Source organism: Bradyrhizobium diversitatis, assembly GCF_016031635.1.
GTDB classification, from domain to species: domain Bacteria; phylum Pseudomonadota; class Alphaproteobacteria; order Rhizobiales; family Xanthobacteraceae; genus Bradyrhizobium; species Bradyrhizobium diversitatis.
In genome coordinates, this window is sequence record NZ_JACEGD010000030.1 from 82,153 (window position 1) to 97,058 (window position 14,906).

Genomic DNA, 14,906 nt, shown 5'->3' on the forward strand with positions numbered 1-14,906 from the left:
TACGTACAGGTCGTCAACGCCATTCTTCCGCAAACGTTCTGCGGCAAGTCAAACACCCGCCGCATTCGACGCCGGCTCATGCCCGCACGATGTGCATCAGGTGTACCATCGTACTGGAAAACATCGCAGATAGATGCGACACATTGTAAGGGTGCGGCTGCGGTCATCAAAGCTGCGACATCGCTGTCGCGACTGATGGGAAGATCATGTGGGGATCGGTCATATCGGAATGGGCGAGCCTGCTGCTGCGCTGGCTGCACGTGGTGGCGGCGATCGCCTGGATCGGCAGTTCCTTCTATTTCATCGCCCTCGATCTCAGCCTCAGGCCTGGACGCGACCTGCCTGATGGCGTGCAGGGCGAGGCCTGGCAGGTTCATGGCGGCGGCTTCTACCGGATCATGAAGTATCTGGTGGCCCCAAGCCGGATGCCGGACGAGCTGACCTGGTTCAAATGGGAGGCTTACACCACTTGGCTGTCGGGCTTCGCGCTGATGGTGGTGGTGTATTATCTCGAGGCCGACCTGTTCCTGGTCGACAAGGCGATTCTCGACATCACGCCATTCCAGGCCGGGCTGTTCAGCTTCTGCAGCCTCGCGCTGGCGTGGCTGCTTTATGAAGCCGCCTGTCGCAGCGGGCTTGCGCAGCACGAATTGCCCTTCGCCATCGGCGGCTATCTGTTCCTGGTCGCGCTGACTTACGCCTTCACCCACGTGCTGAGCGGCCGCGGCGCCTTCAACCAGATCGGGGCGATCATCGGCAGCATCATGGTCGCCAACGTCTTCGCGCTGATCATCCCGAACCAGAAGAAGATCGTGGCCAGCCTGATCGCAGGCGAGGCGCCCGATCCGAAGCTCGGCAAGGCCAGCAAGGAGCGTTCGGTCCACAACAATTATCTGACGCTTCCCGTCGTCGTGCTGATGATCAGCAACCACTATCCACTGCTCTACGCCACGCGCTTCAACTGGATCATCGTCGCGATCATCCTGGCGCTCGGCCCGGTGATCCGCCACTTCTTCAACGAGCGACACGCGGGACGCAAATCGCCGTGGTGGGCGTGGGGCGTGGCGGCAGTCGGTGTGGTCGCGATCTTGTTCCTCTCCGCGGCCGGCCCGCGCGATGTCAAGACCGGCGCGCTGCCGGCGCAGCCGACGCTCGCCAATGTCGAGGAGATCGTGATGTCCCGCTGCAGCATGTGCCACGCAGCCGAGCCGGTCTGGGCCGGCGTCGTGACCGCCCCGAAGGGCATCCTGCTCGACGCGCCCGAGCACATTCATCGCAACATCCGCCTGATCGGCCGTGTCGCGGCCTGGTCGAATGCCATGCCGCCGGGCAACATCACGGAGATGACCAGCGAGGAGCGCGCCGTCCTCGCGGCCTATCTCGCGCAGGCGCGCTGACGCGCCGTCTTGCGCGGCCAGACCATTCGGCGGAATGAATTTCCGCTTTGCCCTGCTGAATTGAAAATGACTTGACCGCCCAACCGGCGTAGACAGGAGCCGTGGCCGCCGGCGCGGCGCAGGATCAGTTTGCAATCGGGGAAAGAACAGTGGCCCTCAAGAACGTCATCGGTATCGACCACGCCGTGGTCATGGTGAAGGACCTCGACAAGGCCGCCGAGAACTACCGGCAGCTCGGCTTCACGGTGTCGCCGCGCGGCACCCACAGCGCGCATATGGGCACCGGCAACTACACCATCATGTTCGATCCCGACTACATGGAGCTGCTGGGCGTGCTCGCCGCGACCGAGCAGAACGCGCCGGCGCGCGCGTTCCTCGACAGGCAGGGAGAGGGCATCGAGCGCATCGCGTTCACTGCGGTCGATTCCGCCGCCGGCGCGGAGGAGATCCGCGCACGGGGCCTGGCGCCGATCGGCCCGACCGATTTCGAGCGGCCGGTCACGCTGCCTGACGGCGCGGTCTCGGCGGCGAAATTCCGCACCTTCATGTGGCCGACCGCGGAAGCGCCCGGCGGCGTGCGCATCTTCGCGTGCCAGCACAAGACGCGCGAGACCGTGTGGATTCCCGAACTGATGCAGCACGCCAATGCGGCGAGGCGGATCAAGCAGACGCTGATCGCAACGCCCGAGCCGGCGCAGGAAGCCGCGCATCTCGGCCGGCTCATCGACCGCGCGCCGAAAACCGAGGCGGACGGCGCGGTCACCGTACCTTCCGGCGGCGATCGCGCCGACTTCGTCTATCTGATGCTGGACCAGCTCGGCAAACGCTATCCCGGCGTGCCGCTGACCGGTCTCTCCGAGCGCGGCGGTGCCGCGCTGGTGCTGGTCAGCGGCGATCTGGCGGCAACCGGGAAGGCGCTGGGTTCAGCCGCCGTCCGCAGCGGCGATGCGATCTGTGTGCCGCCGGCCAAGGCCAACGGCACCCTGCTCGCCTTCGTTGCCGGCTGATTTGAACTAATTCTTTAACGGGTGCTTACCCCTGGCGGCTCTAGGATTCCCGGCGATCCAAGTCGCCGGGACCATACGCATGTTCAAAGAGGAATCGCCGATCGCCTATGACGCGCCGGCCGAATTGAAGAAGTGGCCGTCGCTGAAGGGCGAGAGGCTGAAGGACCGGGGCCCGCCCTATCTCGTCTACAACGGCACGCTCGCCGAATGCGTCCGCGAGCTCATGGGCAAGCCGATCAAAGGCATCTCGCTCTACGATATCATGACGAGGCCACAACCGGCCTTCGACCAGACCGTGCTGTCGCCCGGCGATGCCGCCGAGATCGCGATGCGCAAGGATTTCCCCAAAGACTAGTTCGAGGCACGTTTCGCCGCGGGCCCGCCCTGCTGCTTCGAGGAGGTATCCGTCGGCGCATCGAGGAAGACAACGGGCGCGCCGCGCTTGACGTTCTCGCCGAGCGCACGAGCGTCCCAATTGGTCAGCCTGACGCAGCCGTGAGACGCCGACTTGCCGACCTTGTCGGGCTCTGCCGTTCCATGGATGCCATAGCCCTGCGCCGACAAGCCGATCCAGTAAGCTCCGACGGGATTGTTCGGACCCGGCTCGATGTCGAACGGCCGTTTGGATTTGACGCTCTTGAACTTGTAGTCGGGATTGTAGCGATAGGTCGGATTCTCGTGTGCGCTGGTCACCTTGAGCGTGCCGCTCGGCGTCGGACGATCCGGACTGCCGACTGACGCCGGATAGAACGCCAGCAGAGCGCCGCTTGCGTCGAACGCCTTCAACGTCCCGCTCTTCTTGTCGACCTCGAGCCGGGCCAGGCGCGGCAGCTCTCTCCGTGCCGGAACGTTGGCGACGACGATCGTCTCTCCCACCTTGTCGAAGGCCTTGCCCGGGTTGAGCGCCCTGAGCAGATCCGCGCTCATGTGGAATTTCTCGGCAAGTCCTTCGAGAGGGCTGGTGTAGCTCAGCGCCTTCAGCGATTTCATGTCCTCGAGCTTGCCCGGCAGCTCCTTCAGGAACGGGCCTCTTACGTCGGCGTCGGCAATCCTGTAGTCGGCGACGATGGGACCCTCGCTCGCCGCTGTCAGCTTGTCCCAGAGCTCCGGCGCTATGGCCTTGTCGGATGCGATGCCGTTCTGCGCCGCGAATGCCTTGAGTGCCTTCTGCGCGTTTTCGCCGAGCTTGCCGTCAATCTCGCCGGGCGAGAACTGCGCACGATCGAGCAGGACCTGGAGCTTCACCACCGCTGGATTGAGCTTGTCGGTGGCCGGCGGTTTCGGAGGACGCGCAGCGTCATTCACCGCAGCCGGATCGAGATTGCCTGCGAGCGCCGGGCCGATGAGCCACAGCGAAATCACCGCGCCAAGCATCGCTCGTATCATCATCGCGCATCCTACTCGCAAGCGGCCCGCGAGGCCGCGGAGAGTTTCTCTTCGGGAACACCGTAGTAACACCGAAGGAACGACGAGATCGCAGCTTTGCCGCAATCGGACGGTTAAGAACTCCCTGTCGCCGGCGCATCACCGACCATTCATCCCGCAGTTCGAGGTTGTCTCCGCAAATGCGATTTGTCGTCGCGGCTTGCGCCGCATTCCTGATTCTGATGTGCGACCTCGATCCGTCGTCGTCCCGGCGAGCATCACCGTTCCACACCACCATTCCTCAGAACAATCATGCCTCGCGACTTGTTCCGATGGTCGAATTCTTCGTCGCCAGCGTGCAGGCCATCGAGCTCGCGAATGCGCACGCTGCCCATGAGCAGGTGATCGAGCAGGTGATCGAGCCGCCGCGCGCCGTCGAGCCGGCGGTACAGGCGCCGGATTCACCAACCGAGCAATTCTGTCACGCGCTTCGTGAAGCCGCCGAGTCCAGCGGCATTCCGGCGCCCTTCTTCGCCCGCCTGCTCTGGCAGGAGAGCCGCTTCAAGTCCAACGAGGTGAGCCATGCCGGCGCGCAGGGCGTCGCGCAGTTCATGCCGGAGACGGCCGCGGAGGTCGGACTCGACGATCCCTTCGATCCCATGAAGGCGCTGCCGGCGTCGGCAAAATTCCTGCGCAAGCTTCGCGACGATTTCGGCAATCTCGGCCTTGCTGCCGCCGCTTACAACGCAGGTCCCGGCCGCATCCAGAAATGGCTGGCCCGAGAGAGCGGGCTGCCGCGCGAGACGCGCGACTATGTCCGCATCATCACCGGCACCAAGGCCGAGGACTGGATCGAACGCTCCGAAGCACTCGCGATCCGGATCGACCTGCCGCGCGAAGCGCCGTGCGAAGGCATCGGCAGTCTCTCCAAGGCCAAGGACGTCGCCTGGGTTCCGGTCAACCTGACGCCCTCGGTCGCGAGCATCATTCGCAAGGCCGAGCAGATCGCCGCCCGGGCGACGACGAACCGCGCGCACAAGCGGTTTGCAGCCCAGCTGCGGAACAATGCCGCGGCCCACCGCAAGGGACGCAGCATGATCGCGGCACGCGCCGCCGGAAAGGGCGCAAAGGCGCGCGCCATTCGCTTCGCATCGCGCGAACGTCCGTCCGGCTAGTGTTCGCTGCTGGAATATGCGACTCCCCTTCTCCGGAGAGCCGGATCGCTGCTGCACGGAACCTGCCATGCCATCGAACAGTGCGGGGATCATCGCCTATCGGAAGCGCGAAGAGATCGAGGTTCTGCTCGTTCATCCCGGCGGTCCGTTCTGGCGCAGCAAGGATCTCGGTGCGTGGTCGATTCCGAAGGGCGAGTATGCGGACGCGGGAGATGCGGAAGCCGCCGCGCGACGGGAGTTTGCCGAGGAGCTCGGCGTCGAGGTGACGGTGCCGCTGACCGCGCTGGGTCAGGTCAAGCAACGCGGCGGAAAGGTCGTCACCGCGTTCGCGGCCAAGCTCGACATCGACACGGCCAGCATTCGCAGCAACACGTTCGAGATGGAATGGCCGCCGCGCAGCGGCAAGCGGCAGACGTTCCCGGAGGTCGACCGCGCCGCATGGTTCACGCTCGAAGCGGCGCAGGCGAGGATCAACTCAGGACAACGTCCGTTGCTTGACCGGCTGGCGCAGCTGATCAGTGGCGAGCGCCTCGCGCCTACTCCGCCTTGATGTTCGCGGCCGCGACGACCTCGGCGAGTTCCTTCGTCTCCTTCGCGATCTTCGCGGCGTAGTCGGCCGGGCCGAGCACGCTGACGACGCCCTGCGAGCCGAGCTTCTCCGCGACCGCGGGATCCTTGGCGGCAGTGACGATCTCCCGGTGCAGCGTCTCCAGGATCGGCGCGGGCGTCGCCTTCGGCATGAAGAAGCCGACCCAGAACGAGATGTCGAAGCCAGGATAGCCGGCTTCCGCGACGGTGGGCACGTCGGGCAGCGCTGGAAGCCGCTCGGCCGACGACACCGCCAGCGCGCGCAGCTTGCCGGCCTTCACCAGCGGCACGGCGGAGAGCGGATCGAACACCGCCAGCACCTCTTGCGCGAGGATGCCGACCTCGGCGGCCGAACCGCCGCGATAGGGCACGTGGATCATCTTGATGCCGGCCTTCTGGCCGAGCAGCTCCATGGCGAGATGGGCGAGATTGCCGTTGCCGCCCGAGCCGTAGGCAAGCGCCCCGGGCGCAGCCTTTGCCGCGGCGACGAGATCGGCGACGGTCTTGATGTCGGCCGTCTTGGGATTCTCGGGATTGACGACGAGCACGAGCGGCGCCGAGACGACGGTGGTCAGCGGCGCGAAGTCTCCCTGCGGGTCATAGCGGACGTCCTTGAACAGCGTCTTGTTGAGCGTGATCGTGGACGAGTTGCAAGCGAGCATGGTGTAGCCGTCCGCGTCCGCACGCGCGACGCCTTCGGCGGCGATCATGCCGTTGGCGCCGGCGCGGTTCTCGACCACGAAGGGTTGTCCGAGCTTGTTACTCAGGCGATCGCCGATGATGCGCGCGACTACATCGACCGGGCCGCCCGCGCTGAAGCCGACCATGACCTTGACCGGCCGCACCGGGTATTTCTGAGCGAGGGCCTGCGTCGACAGCGCAGAAGCGCACAATCCGGCGATGACTGCCAGCAGGCGGGCCGTTCGTTGCATTCGTCTTCTCCCCAGACCTCTTGGCGCCGCTTGTGCATGTTTGTTCGTGCGACGCATTCGAGGATCATGAATAGCGGCCACGCCGGATTCCGCAATCAGGTTCGGACGTTGGCATTCCGTCGCACGGCACGTACGCGCCGATTCCAAAACAAAAGCGCGAAAACAACCCCATGCACAGTAGGCGACCCCTTTCAGAACAAAGGCTTGCGCAGGGCCGTGGAAGTTTTTCGGATTTGCAAAATAAATTCTGTCGCGTCGGGCAAAACAGTGGCATAATGGCATCATCGCAACACGCGTGAGCATCACGGCCTGCCCATCGCAGCCGTCCCGACGCGGTTGCGCCCAAACCCTTCATCGACATCCCGAAATCCGCATTCGCGCGCAGCAGCGAAGACCGTTCGCGCCTGCCCGCTGGAAGGACCACAGCACATGACGAGAGCTCTCTCGCGTCCCATCACTTCGCCGCTCGCGGCATCCGATCGCAGCGCCCCCGCCGTGACCCCGCGCGTAAAACTCTACAAGCGGCGTATCGCGATCAGCCATCCCGACCCGCAGGCCGGCGAGCGGCTGCTGGCCGAGGCGCTCGGCGCCGCCGACCGCGATGCGATGCACGGCATCTTGAGGCAATTGGTCAAGGCCAGCGTGGTCGGGCAGAAGCCGGATGAGGCCAATCTCGCCTTCATGATCTCGACGATCAGGAGCATCGCGCCGAAGGATTCCATCGAGGCCCTGCTGGTGGCACAGATGGTGTCGGTGCACATGGCCGCGATGCGCTGCGCCTGCCGGCTCGCCTGCACCGACGATCTTGCGCAGCAGGAGGGCATCGCCCGCGCGTTGACCCGGCTCTCCCGCACCTTCGCCGCCCAGGTCGAGGCGCTGAACCGCCACCGCAACACCGACGAGCGCGCGATAACGGTGCAGAACCTGTCGGTGCAGGACGGCGGACGAGCGATCGTCGGCAACGTCACGCAGCATGCGAGCGTACTTGTCTCGGACGCAAACTCGGACGCAATGCAAGCAGCGAACCGATGACCGGCGACCACGCCCGCAACACGGCGTCGATGCAGTCAAGCCTTCGCTGCGGCGCGATGACCCGCAATGGGACTAGCTGCCGCGCACCGGCCATCAAGGGTAAGCAGCGATGTCGCATGCACGGCGGAGCGCGGCGATCGGGAGCGCCAGGAGGAAACCGGAACGCATGGAAGCACGGGCTGTTTACCAGGGATGCGATTCAGGAACGAAAACGTATCGATTCTCTGCTGGATGAGGCGCAGCAATTGCTGAAAGAGATGACCTGATCTCCGAAGTCGCGTCCTGCTGCGGCCGCGGCAGCACATCAAGTCCGGCCCGCCGCCCGGCAACACGGCAGCCCTCACCCGTCGCGCCGACCGGCAGCTCCCCCCAAGAATAATTTCCATGCCTTTTCGAAATACACCTTCCGCTCCCTGGGCGAGGCGAGCGGCTTGTATCCGAACATCGCCAGCGTGGTCGGGCCCACGATGATGCTGTTGATGAGAAAATTGGTCAGGAAATTGACATCGCCCGGAACGATGTGCCGATCCGCCTGGGCCTTCGCCACCGATGTTCGCAGCAGAGACATGATGGCATCCGGCTCCGGCTCGGCATGACTGCCGGCGGCAACCAGGCTTTCGCTGGCGGCGATCCTCTTGAAGGCAACCAGCTCCGCATCGAGATTGATGTCGAGGAGGAGGTTCGTCAACTCCTTGAGCTGCGCGAGGCTGTCCTGGCTCGACTGCCTCACCTGAAGGTCGCCGAGGCGCGCCATGATGCGCCGACGGCTTCGGTCGAGGACTGCATCGAAAATTGCGCGCTTCGACGGATAGCGCCGGTAGATGGTGTCCTTGCCGGCGCCGCACTCCGAGACGACTCGCTCCATGGATGTCGCGGCATAGCCATCCCGGGCGAATAGATCCGCGGCCACCGCAAGGATCCGGTCCTCGATCGCCTGCGCCTCTGCCTTGGTCGGTCGCCCGCCGCGACCTTCACCGATGCGCCTCTTCGTGCGCTTGCCGGACTTGACTGCCTGCTTCATGCCTTCCCCTGCGCGATCCGGAATCGCTTCTGGACTTTTAATAGTTCTAAATACTCGAAAAAGCCAACCTCATAACTGGACACTATCGTCCCGTTTTGTTTTAACCCTGCCCGCCGGATTTGGGGTGGGGTTTTGACGATGGGAATGACGGGGGGATCGCAGCGGGTTCTGCGAGGTGCGGCGCTGCTGCTTGGCTCGACTGCTTTTCTTGCGCCGGACGGGCCGACATTTGCGCAGAACACCGCGCTGCCGCCGGTGACGGTGGACGCGCCGCAGGCGCAGCGGTCGGCCCGCAACGTGACATCGCAGCGACAGCAGAGCGCGACACGGCGCAGCAACCGGTCGAGGACGAACTCCGACGCGCCGGCGAGGGCCACGCCCGCCGCGGCTGCATCGGCGACGGCCCGGCAAGACACGCGCGACCAGATGGTTGCAACCAACCAGTCGACGGCGACGAAGACGTCCACGCCCGTGCTGGAAACGCCGCAATCCGTCACCACGGTGACCCGCCGGCAGATCGACGCGCAAAACCCGCAGACCGTCGGCAATGCCCTGCAATACACGGCAGGCGTCCTCTCCGAACGCGACGCAACCACCCGCTATGACAGCGTGTTCCTGCGCGGCATCGGCGGCTTCGGCACCTCCACCAATTTCGTCAGCTTCCTGGACGGATTGAAGCTGCCGCGCGGCCAGGCTTTTGCGGTCACGTCGATCGACGCGTTCCTGCTCGATCGCATCGAGGTCATCAAGGGCCCCTCGGCCGTCCTGTACGGGCAGATCAGCCCCGGCGGTCTCGTCAATCTGGTCAGCCGCCAGCCGAGCGACATTTCCTACAACGAAGCGCGCATCGAAGGCGGCAGCCACGGCCGCGTCCAGGGCGGCATCACCAGCCAGGGCGCTTTGGATGCCGCGCATCAATGGCTCTACAGCATCAGCGCGATCGGCCGAATGTCCGGCACGCGTTACGACGACGTGGACGAACAGCGCTTCGGCGTAGCGCCGGCGATTACGTGGCGCCCGGATGCCGATACGCAGCTGACGGTGTCCGGCTTCTACCAGCGCGATCCGAAGGGCGGCTATTTCAACTCGCTCTATCCGCAGTCGCTGGCGCCGGCAGCGTACCGGCCGTATCTCAATCGCAACCTGAACATCGGAGATCCCGGCTTCGATCGTTTCGAGCGCGAGCAATCGGGCGTCGGATATGTGTTCGACCGCCGCCTGAACGACGTCGTGAGCTTCCACTCGGCCCTGCGATACTCCAAGGTCGACACCGATTTCCAGTCGCTGCAGATGGCGGGCGCGCTGACCGCCGCCGGCACGATTCCGCGCGCGGCGATCCGGTCGATCGAGAGCGCCGACGGCATCGCCGCCGACAACCGCCTGCGCTTCGACTTCCGGACATCGGCTGTCGAACACACCGTGCTCGCCGGCTGGGACCAGCAGAATTCGCACAGCTCGTGGCTCTACCAATTCGGCGGTGCGACGTCGCTCGATGTCGTGAACCCCGCCTACTATCAGCCGGTGGGAACGCTGTTCCCGTTCATCAACAACGACCAGTCGCTGTCGCAGACCGGACTCTACGTCCAGGACCAGATGAAGTTCGGCGGCTTCCGCCTGACGCTCGGCACAAGGCACGACTGGACCGAGCAGAGCAACGACAACCGTATCTCCGCGACGAAAACGTCGCAGGAGAGCGACAAGCAAACCTATCGCGCCGGCCTGCTCTATCTGTTCGACAACGGCCTTGCTCCCTATGTCAGTTATTCGACGTCGTTCGAGCCGACCATCGGCGTCGGTGCCGACGGCCTGCCCTTCGTTCCCACGACGGGGGAGCAGTATGAGGGCGGCCTGAAGTACAAGCCGGCCTTCGCCGACATGCTGTTCACGGCGGCAGTGTTCGACCTGCGCCAGCAGAACACGCTGACGCCGTCCGCCATACCGGGCTTCAGCGTGCAGCAGGGCGAGATCCGCTCGCGCGGTGTCGAGTTGGAGGCGCGCGGCAAGCTGACCGAGAACATCGAGATCATCGCGGCCTCGACCTTCCTCGACACCAAGGTGACGAAATCGACCGATCTCACAGCGATCGGCAAGCGACCGCAAGCCGTGCCGACGCATTTCGAATCGCTCTGGGCCAATTACAGCTTTCTCACCGGTGGCCTTGCCGGCCTGACCATCGGCGGCGGCGTGCGCTCGGTCGGTCCCAGCTATGGCGACGACATCAACAGCCTGGTGTCGCCGGGATACGTCGTGTTCGATGCCGCCGTGCGATACGATCTTGCCAATCTCGTGCGAGCCTGGAAGGGCGCGGAGGTCACGCTCAACGTCACCAACCTCTTCGACAAGAGCTACTACACCAGCTGCAGCTCCAATTTCTACTGCCAGTTCGGAAATGGCCGCCTCGTGCTGGCGGGCCTGCGCTACAGGTGGTGATCGCATGATGTTGTGCCGGCCATGACGGCGAGACAGCTGCGATGGTGGTCCTGGATTCACAAGTGGAGCAGCCTGATCTGCACCATCTTTGCGCTGCTGCTGTGTCTCACCGGGCTGCCCCTCATCTTTCACGAGGAGCTGGGACCGAATCCGGCGATCGACGAGGTCGCCGAACCCGGCGTCCGCGCGTCGGTCGACACGATGATCGCCGAGGCGCTCGCCGAGCGGCCGGGTGAGGTCGTGCCGTATCTATTCTACGACCGCGAGAAACCGATCGTGAAGATACCGACGGCCGCCAGCATGACGTCTGCTCCGGACACCTTCTTCTACAAGGTGTTCGACGTCAGGACCGGCAAGGCACTCAGCGCCGATCAGCCCAACGAGGGCTTCATCTATGTCATGCTGCGGCTCCATGCCGATTTGTTTGCCGGCATCAAGGGCACGCTGTTCCTCGGCAGCATGGGGCTGTTGCTGACCGTTTCGATCCTCTCGGGCATGGTGCTGTACGGGCCGTTCGCGCGGCGCCTCAAGTTCGGCGAGATACGCAAGCGGCACAGCAACCGGCTGCGCTGGCTCGACCTGCACAATCTGCTCGGCATCATCACGCTGGCCTGGTTCGGCATCGTCACGCTGACCGGCGTGATCAACACGCTGGCCGCGCCAATCGAGCTGATGTGGCAGTCGAACCAGTTGCTCGACATGGCCGCGCAAAACAGGGGACAGGCGCAAGGCGATCGCAAAGCTCCGGTTGACCTGGTGCTCGCCAATGTCCGCGCGGCCGTACCGGGAATGACTGTCACGACGCTCGCCTTTCCCGGCAGCCCGTTTTCAACGCCAACCCACTACGCGGCGTTCCTCACCGGCGATACGCCGCTGACGAGCCGCATTCTCAAGCCAGCCATCATCGATGCAGCCAGCGGCGAGGTCGTCGCGGTGCGCGACATGCCATGGTATGCGACCGCGTTGTTCGTGTCGCAGCCGCTGCATTTCGGCGATTACGGCGGGCTGCCGCTGAAAATCATCTGGGCCGTGCTCGATATCGTCACCATCGTCATCCTGGCCAGCGGCCTCTATCTCTGGCTCGCGAGATGGCGGACAAGCCGCACGGCCGCGGCCGACATGCGAGCGGCCGCGACGGAGTTTGCCCGATGACGTCGAGGCGAACACTGTGGCTGATCCCCGCGTTGCTGGCGCTCGTGACGCTGCTCGGCCTGCTGGCCGCCTTGATCGGCGAAAGCGGCATCTGGTGGCCGCTTTCGTGGGCGACGCTGGCTGTTCCCTGCGTCTGCAGTCTCTATTACCTCGTTCGGGGCTTGATGCCGCCGCCTCAATAGCCCTGACATCAGGTCAGGCGGCCCCCACGCTGACGCTACACCTTTCGCCATTGGCAGCCTCCCGCAAAATCGTGTAACCCGGCCAAAACCCTTGCCGGGACGAAACGCTCATGACCAAAGCCGCCAACGACGCGGGCACCGCCACCCGCGCGCTGATCTTCGCGCTGGTGGCGCTTGCCTGCGGCCACATGCTCTCGACCTTGCTGCGCACCATTCCGGCTATGAGCCTCGATCTGATGGCGGCGGATTTCCATATCGAGCCGCAGGCGCTGGCGAGCCTCACGTCGATCTATCCTTTCGCCTTTGCGGCGGCGCAGATTCCGGTCGGGGCGGCGATGGACCGCTTCGGCGTGCGGCCGGTGTCGCTGAGCCTGCTCGCGGGGACCGTGTTCGGCGCGGTCGCGTCAGGGTTTGCGACGGGGCCGGAAAGCTTTGCCGTCGGACAGCTGATGCTGGGCGTTGCCACCTCGGGCATGCTGATGTGCCCGATGACGCTGGCGGCCAAGCAATTGTCGGCGGCCCGCTTCGGGCTGTGGTCGGGCGCGATCCTCTCGATCGGCAATATCGGCATGCTGCTGTCGTCGAGCCCGCTCGCTTTCGTGGTGGACGCCTACGGCTGGCGCGCCGGATTCTGGATGTCGGCGATCGGCGGAATCGCGGTGGCGCTTGCGGTGTTCGCGCTGGTCCCACACCAGCCGGCCGAGCACAAGGACGAGTCCTCGCCGCTGACGCAGATGATCGAAGTGCTCAGGCTCGGCCTCTCGCGCCCGCTGCGCGGCCTGATCGCGCTGGCGCTGGTGTCGCTGGCGACTTCGCTGGTGCTGCGCGGCCTGTGGGGCGGGCCGTGGCTGATGGACATCAAGGGACTCTCGCGGGTCGAGGCCGGCAACCAGCTCGGCGCGTTCACGCTGGCGATGATCGCGGGTCCCCTGTGCATCGGCATGATCGACCGCAGGCTCGGTCGCCGCCGCGCGCTGGTGGCGGGCTCGCATATGGCCGGGGCGGTGCTGCTGGCGCTGATGGCGTTCGGCGCGCCGCATCATGCGGTCTCCACGCTGTTCGGCCTGCCCATGATGCCGCCGCAATACGACCTCGTGCTGTTCGTGCTGATCGGGCTTGCGACCTCCGCCCAGCCGCTGCTGTTCGGCATGTCCAGGCAGCTGGTCGACGCGCAAGTCGCGGGCAAGGCGCTCGCGGCCGTCAACCTCGCCTTCTTCCTCGGCGCTGCGTTGATGCAGTCGGTCACGGGCGCGGTGGCGGCGCTCGCGGGCTTGCCGGCGGTGCTGCTGTTCATGGCTGCCATGCTGGCGCTCGGTGTGTTGATCTTCTTGGCTTACACCTCGCCAAGCCCATAGGATGACGCGCCCAGCTCGCCAGAGGAATCACTCATGCCCGTCGACACCAAGGCCGCCACCGACCGCCTCATGCGCTTCCTCGCCGTCGAGGGCGTGACCGGACAGGAGGCGGCGATCGGGCGCGAGCTTGCCGCCGCGCTCAAGGAGGCCGGCGTGCCGGCGAAGGCGATCCGGCTCGACGATGCCAATACCCGCATTCCCGTGCCGACCGAGACCGGCAATCTCATCGTCGACCTGCCCGGCCGCGGCGCGCTGCACAATCAGCCGCGCATCATGTTCATGACCCACATGGACACCGTGCCGCTCTGCGCCGGTGCGAAGCCGAAGAAGTCGGGACGCAAGATCGTCAACGAAGCCAGGACCGCGCTCGGCGGCGACAACCGCTGCGGCTGCGGCGTGCTGGTGACGCTGGCCGCCGAGCTCGCCAGGCAGAAGCTCGATCACCCGCCGATCACGCTGCTGTTCTGCGTACGCGAGGAGAGCGGGCTCTATGGCGCGCGCCACGTCAAGCTGGACGAACTCGGCTCGCCCGTGATGGCGTTCAACTATGACGGCGGCGCCGCCTCGAACGTCGTCATCGGCGCGGTCGGCGCCGACCGCTGGAGCGTCGAGATCTTCGGCCGCGCTTCGCACGCCGGCGTCGCGCCGGAGCGCGGCATCTCCTCGACCATGATCATGGCGCTCGCGCTTGCGGATGTGAAGGCCGGCGGCTGGTTCGGCAAGGTGGTGAAGGGCAAGCGGCAGGGCACCAGCAATGTCGGCCCGGTCACCGGCGGCGAGGGCCGCCCGGCGGGCGATGCCACCAATGTCGTCACCGATTACGTGCATGTGCGCGGCGAAAGCCGCAGCCATGACGGCAAGTTCTTCAAGGAGATCACCAAGGCCTACAAGGCCGCGTTCGAGAAGGCGGCCAAGAAGGTCACGAATGCACAAGGCAAGTCCGGCAAGGTCAAGTTCAAGGCGGAGACCGACTATTATCCGTTCCGCATGAAGGACAGCCAGCCCGTGATCAAGCGCGCGGTCGAGGCCGTGTCCGCGGTCGGCGGCACGCCGAACGTCCGCACGGCCAATGGCGGCCTGGATGCCAACTGGATGGTCCGCCACGGCATTCCGACCGCGACCTTCGGTGCGGGGCAGAACGAGGCGCACACGGTCGACGAATGGATCAATCTCGACGAATATGACCGCGCCTGCGCACTGGCGGTGCAACTCGCGACGATGCGGTGAGTTGGGTTGTAGGGTGGGTTAGCGCTGGGCTGCGCAAAGCGCA

At 65.2% G+C, this 14,906-nt stretch carries 16 protein-coding genes; 12 read left to right on the plus strand and 4 right to left on the minus strand.

Going from position 1 to position 14,906, the window contains the following annotated elements:
• Window positions 1–206: 206 nt before the first annotated feature.
• The 3 genes from H1B27_RS28610 (at window position 207) to H1B27_RS28620 (ending at window position 2,759) form a co-directional block, all read left to right on the plus strand.
• A complete protein-coding gene (locus tag H1B27_RS28610; RefSeq protein ID WP_197968375.1) occupies window positions 207–1,397 on the plus strand; it encodes a urate hydroxylase PuuD in 1,191 nt (396 codons plus the stop codon).
• A 149-nt stretch (window positions 1,398–1,546) separates the two neighbouring features.
• Window positions 1,547–2,404, plus strand: coding sequence for a VOC family protein (locus tag H1B27_RS28615; protein WP_197968376.1), 858 nt, complete (start codon window positions 1,547–1,549; stop codon window positions 2,402–2,404).
• A gap of 79 nt (window positions 2,405–2,483) precedes the next feature.
• Window positions 2,484–2,759 carry a hypothetical protein gene (locus tag H1B27_RS28620; protein WP_197968377.1) on the plus strand — a complete coding sequence of 92 codons (276 nt, stop codon included), beginning with the start codon at window positions 2,484–2,486 and terminating at the stop codon, window positions 2,757–2,759.
• Here the strand turns inward: H1B27_RS28620 and H1B27_RS28625 are convergent.
• Window positions 2,756–3,790: a L,D-transpeptidase family protein gene (locus H1B27_RS28625; protein WP_197968436.1), complete on the minus strand. Its 1,035-nt coding sequence runs from the start codon at window positions 3,788–3,790 to the stop codon at window positions 2,756–2,758. The genes H1B27_RS28620 and H1B27_RS28625 overlap by 4 nt on opposite strands.
• A gap of 179 nt (window positions 3,791–3,969) precedes the next feature.
• Here H1B27_RS28625 and H1B27_RS28630 point away from each other — a divergent pair, with 179 nt between their 5' ends.
• Window positions 3,970–4,944, plus strand: coding sequence for a lytic transglycosylase domain-containing protein (locus tag H1B27_RS28630; RefSeq protein WP_197968378.1), 975 nt, complete (start codon window positions 3,970–3,972; stop codon window positions 4,942–4,944).
• 67 nt (window positions 4,945–5,011) lie between these two features.
• Window positions 5,012–5,494, plus strand: a complete 483-nt coding sequence (locus H1B27_RS28635) for an NUDIX hydrolase (RefSeq protein ID WP_197968379.1) — start codon at window positions 5,012–5,014, stop codon at window positions 5,492–5,494.
• Here H1B27_RS28635 and H1B27_RS28640 read toward each other — a convergent pair.
• The gene (locus tag H1B27_RS28640) at window positions 5,481–6,464 is read right to left on the minus strand and encodes a Bug family tripartite tricarboxylate transporter substrate binding protein (RefSeq protein ID WP_197968380.1); all 984 of its coding nucleotides are present in this window, start codon (window positions 6,462–6,464) and stop codon (window positions 5,481–5,483) included. The genes H1B27_RS28635 and H1B27_RS28640 overlap by 14 nt on opposite strands.
• A 429-nt stretch (window positions 6,465–6,893) precedes the next feature.
• Between H1B27_RS28640 and H1B27_RS28645 the strand changes: the two genes are divergently transcribed.
• Window positions 6,894–7,496, plus strand: a complete 603-nt coding sequence (locus H1B27_RS28645; RefSeq protein ID WP_197968381.1) for a hypothetical protein — start codon at window positions 6,894–6,896, stop codon at window positions 7,494–7,496.
• Window positions 7,493–7,762, plus strand: coding sequence for an HGGxSTG domain-containing protein (locus tag H1B27_RS28650; RefSeq protein ID WP_082821971.1), 270 nt, complete (start codon window positions 7,493–7,495; stop codon window positions 7,760–7,762). The genes H1B27_RS28645 and H1B27_RS28650 overlap by 4 nt, the downstream gene beginning before the upstream one ends.
• A 74-nt stretch (window positions 7,763–7,836) precedes the next feature.
• Here the strand turns inward: H1B27_RS28650 and H1B27_RS28655 are convergent, their stop codons facing one another.
• Together H1B27_RS28655 and H1B27_RS39830 are read right to left on the minus strand one after the other, a co-directional pair.
• Window positions 7,837–8,517, minus strand: a complete 681-nt coding sequence (locus H1B27_RS28655; protein WP_197968382.1) for a TetR/AcrR family transcriptional regulator — start codon at window positions 8,515–8,517, stop codon at window positions 7,837–7,839.
• Window positions 8,514–8,984, minus strand: a complete 471-nt coding sequence (locus H1B27_RS39830) for a hypothetical protein (RefSeq protein ID WP_210343527.1) — start codon at window positions 8,982–8,984, stop codon at window positions 8,514–8,516. The genes H1B27_RS28655 and H1B27_RS39830 overlap by 4 nt, the downstream gene beginning before the upstream one ends.
• Here H1B27_RS39830 and H1B27_RS28660 point away from each other — a divergent pair.
• The 5 genes from H1B27_RS28660 to H1B27_RS28680 all read left to right on the plus strand — a co-directional run bounded on the left by H1B27_RS28660 (window position 8,944) and on the right by H1B27_RS28680 (window position 14,863).
• Window positions 8,944–10,947 carry a TonB-dependent siderophore receptor gene (locus H1B27_RS28660; RefSeq protein ID WP_197968437.1) on the plus strand — a complete coding sequence of 668 codons (2,004 nt, stop codon included), beginning with the start codon at window positions 8,944–8,946 and terminating at the stop codon, window positions 10,945–10,947. The two genes, H1B27_RS39830 and H1B27_RS28660, sit on opposite strands and share 41 nt — an antisense overlap.
• 21 nt (window positions 10,948–10,968) lie before the next feature.
• Complete coding sequence (locus H1B27_RS28665; protein WP_061878318.1) at window positions 10,969–12,099, plus strand: PepSY-associated TM helix domain-containing protein; 1,131 nt, start codon at window positions 10,969–10,971, stop codon at window positions 12,097–12,099.
• On the plus strand, window positions 12,096–12,281 hold the full coding sequence (locus H1B27_RS28670) for a hypothetical protein (protein ID WP_197968383.1): 186 nt from the start codon (window positions 12,096–12,098) through the stop codon (window positions 12,279–12,281). The genes H1B27_RS28665 and H1B27_RS28670 overlap by 4 nt, the downstream gene beginning before the upstream one ends.
• Window positions 12,282–12,391: 110 nt before the next feature.
• The gene (locus H1B27_RS28675) at window positions 12,392–13,636 is read left to right on the plus strand and encodes an MFS transporter (protein ID WP_197968384.1); all 1,245 of its coding nucleotides are present in this window, start codon (window positions 12,392–12,394) and stop codon (window positions 13,634–13,636) included.
• Window positions 13,637–13,669: 33 nt separating this feature from the next.
• Complete coding sequence (locus tag H1B27_RS28680) at window positions 13,670–14,863, plus strand: M20/M25/M40 family metallo-hydrolase (protein ID WP_197968385.1); 1,194 nt, start codon at window positions 13,670–13,672, stop codon at window positions 14,861–14,863.
• The last annotated feature ends 43 nt before the right edge of the window (window positions 14,864–14,906 follow it).

Bases quoted from the DNA above. Each gene is read 5' to 3' on its own strand.
- H1B27_RS28610 (WP_197968375.1), top strand. From the start codon at position 207: ATGTGGGGATCGGTCATATCGGAATGGGCGAGCCTGCTGCTGCGCTGG.
- H1B27_RS28620 (WP_197968377.1), top strand. From the start codon at position 2,484: ATGTTCAAAGAGGAATCGCCGATCGCCTATGACGCGCCGGCCGAATTG.
- H1B27_RS28625 (WP_197968436.1), bottom strand. From the start codon at position 3,790: ATGATACGAGCGATGCTTGGCGCGGTGATTTCGCTGTGGCTCATCGGC.
- H1B27_RS28630 (WP_197968378.1), top strand. From the start codon at position 3,970: ATGCGATTTGTCGTCGCGGCTTGCGCCGCATTCCTGATTCTGATGTGC.
- H1B27_RS28635 (WP_197968379.1), top strand. From the start codon at position 5,012: ATGCCATCGAACAGTGCGGGGATCATCGCCTATCGGAAGCGCGAAGAG.
- H1B27_RS28640 (WP_197968380.1), bottom strand. From the start codon at position 6,464: ATGCAACGAACGGCCCGCCTGCTGGCAGTCATCGCCGGATTGTGCGCT.
- H1B27_RS28645 (WP_197968381.1), top strand. From the start codon at position 6,894: ATGACGAGAGCTCTCTCGCGTCCCATCACTTCGCCGCTCGCGGCATCC.
- H1B27_RS28650 (WP_082821971.1), top strand. From the start codon at position 7,493: ATGACCGGCGACCACGCCCGCAACACGGCGTCGATGCAGTCAAGCCTT.
- H1B27_RS28655 (WP_197968382.1), bottom strand. From the start codon at position 8,517: ATGAAGCAGGCAGTCAAGTCCGGCAAGCGCACGAAGAGGCGCATCGGT.
- H1B27_RS28660 (WP_197968437.1), top strand. From the start codon at position 8,944: ATGGTTGCAACCAACCAGTCGACGGCGACGAAGACGTCCACGCCCGTG.
- H1B27_RS28665 (WP_061878318.1), top strand. From the start codon at position 10,969: ATGACGGCGAGACAGCTGCGATGGTGGTCCTGGATTCACAAGTGGAGC.
- H1B27_RS28670 (WP_197968383.1), top strand. From the start codon at position 12,096: ATGACGTCGAGGCGAACACTGTGGCTGATCCCCGCGTTGCTGGCGCTC.
- H1B27_RS28675 (WP_197968384.1), top strand. From the start codon at position 12,392: ATGACCAAAGCCGCCAACGACGCGGGCACCGCCACCCGCGCGCTGATC.
- H1B27_RS28680 (WP_197968385.1), top strand. From the start codon at position 13,670: ATGCCCGTCGACACCAAGGCCGCCACCGACCGCCTCATGCGCTTCCTC.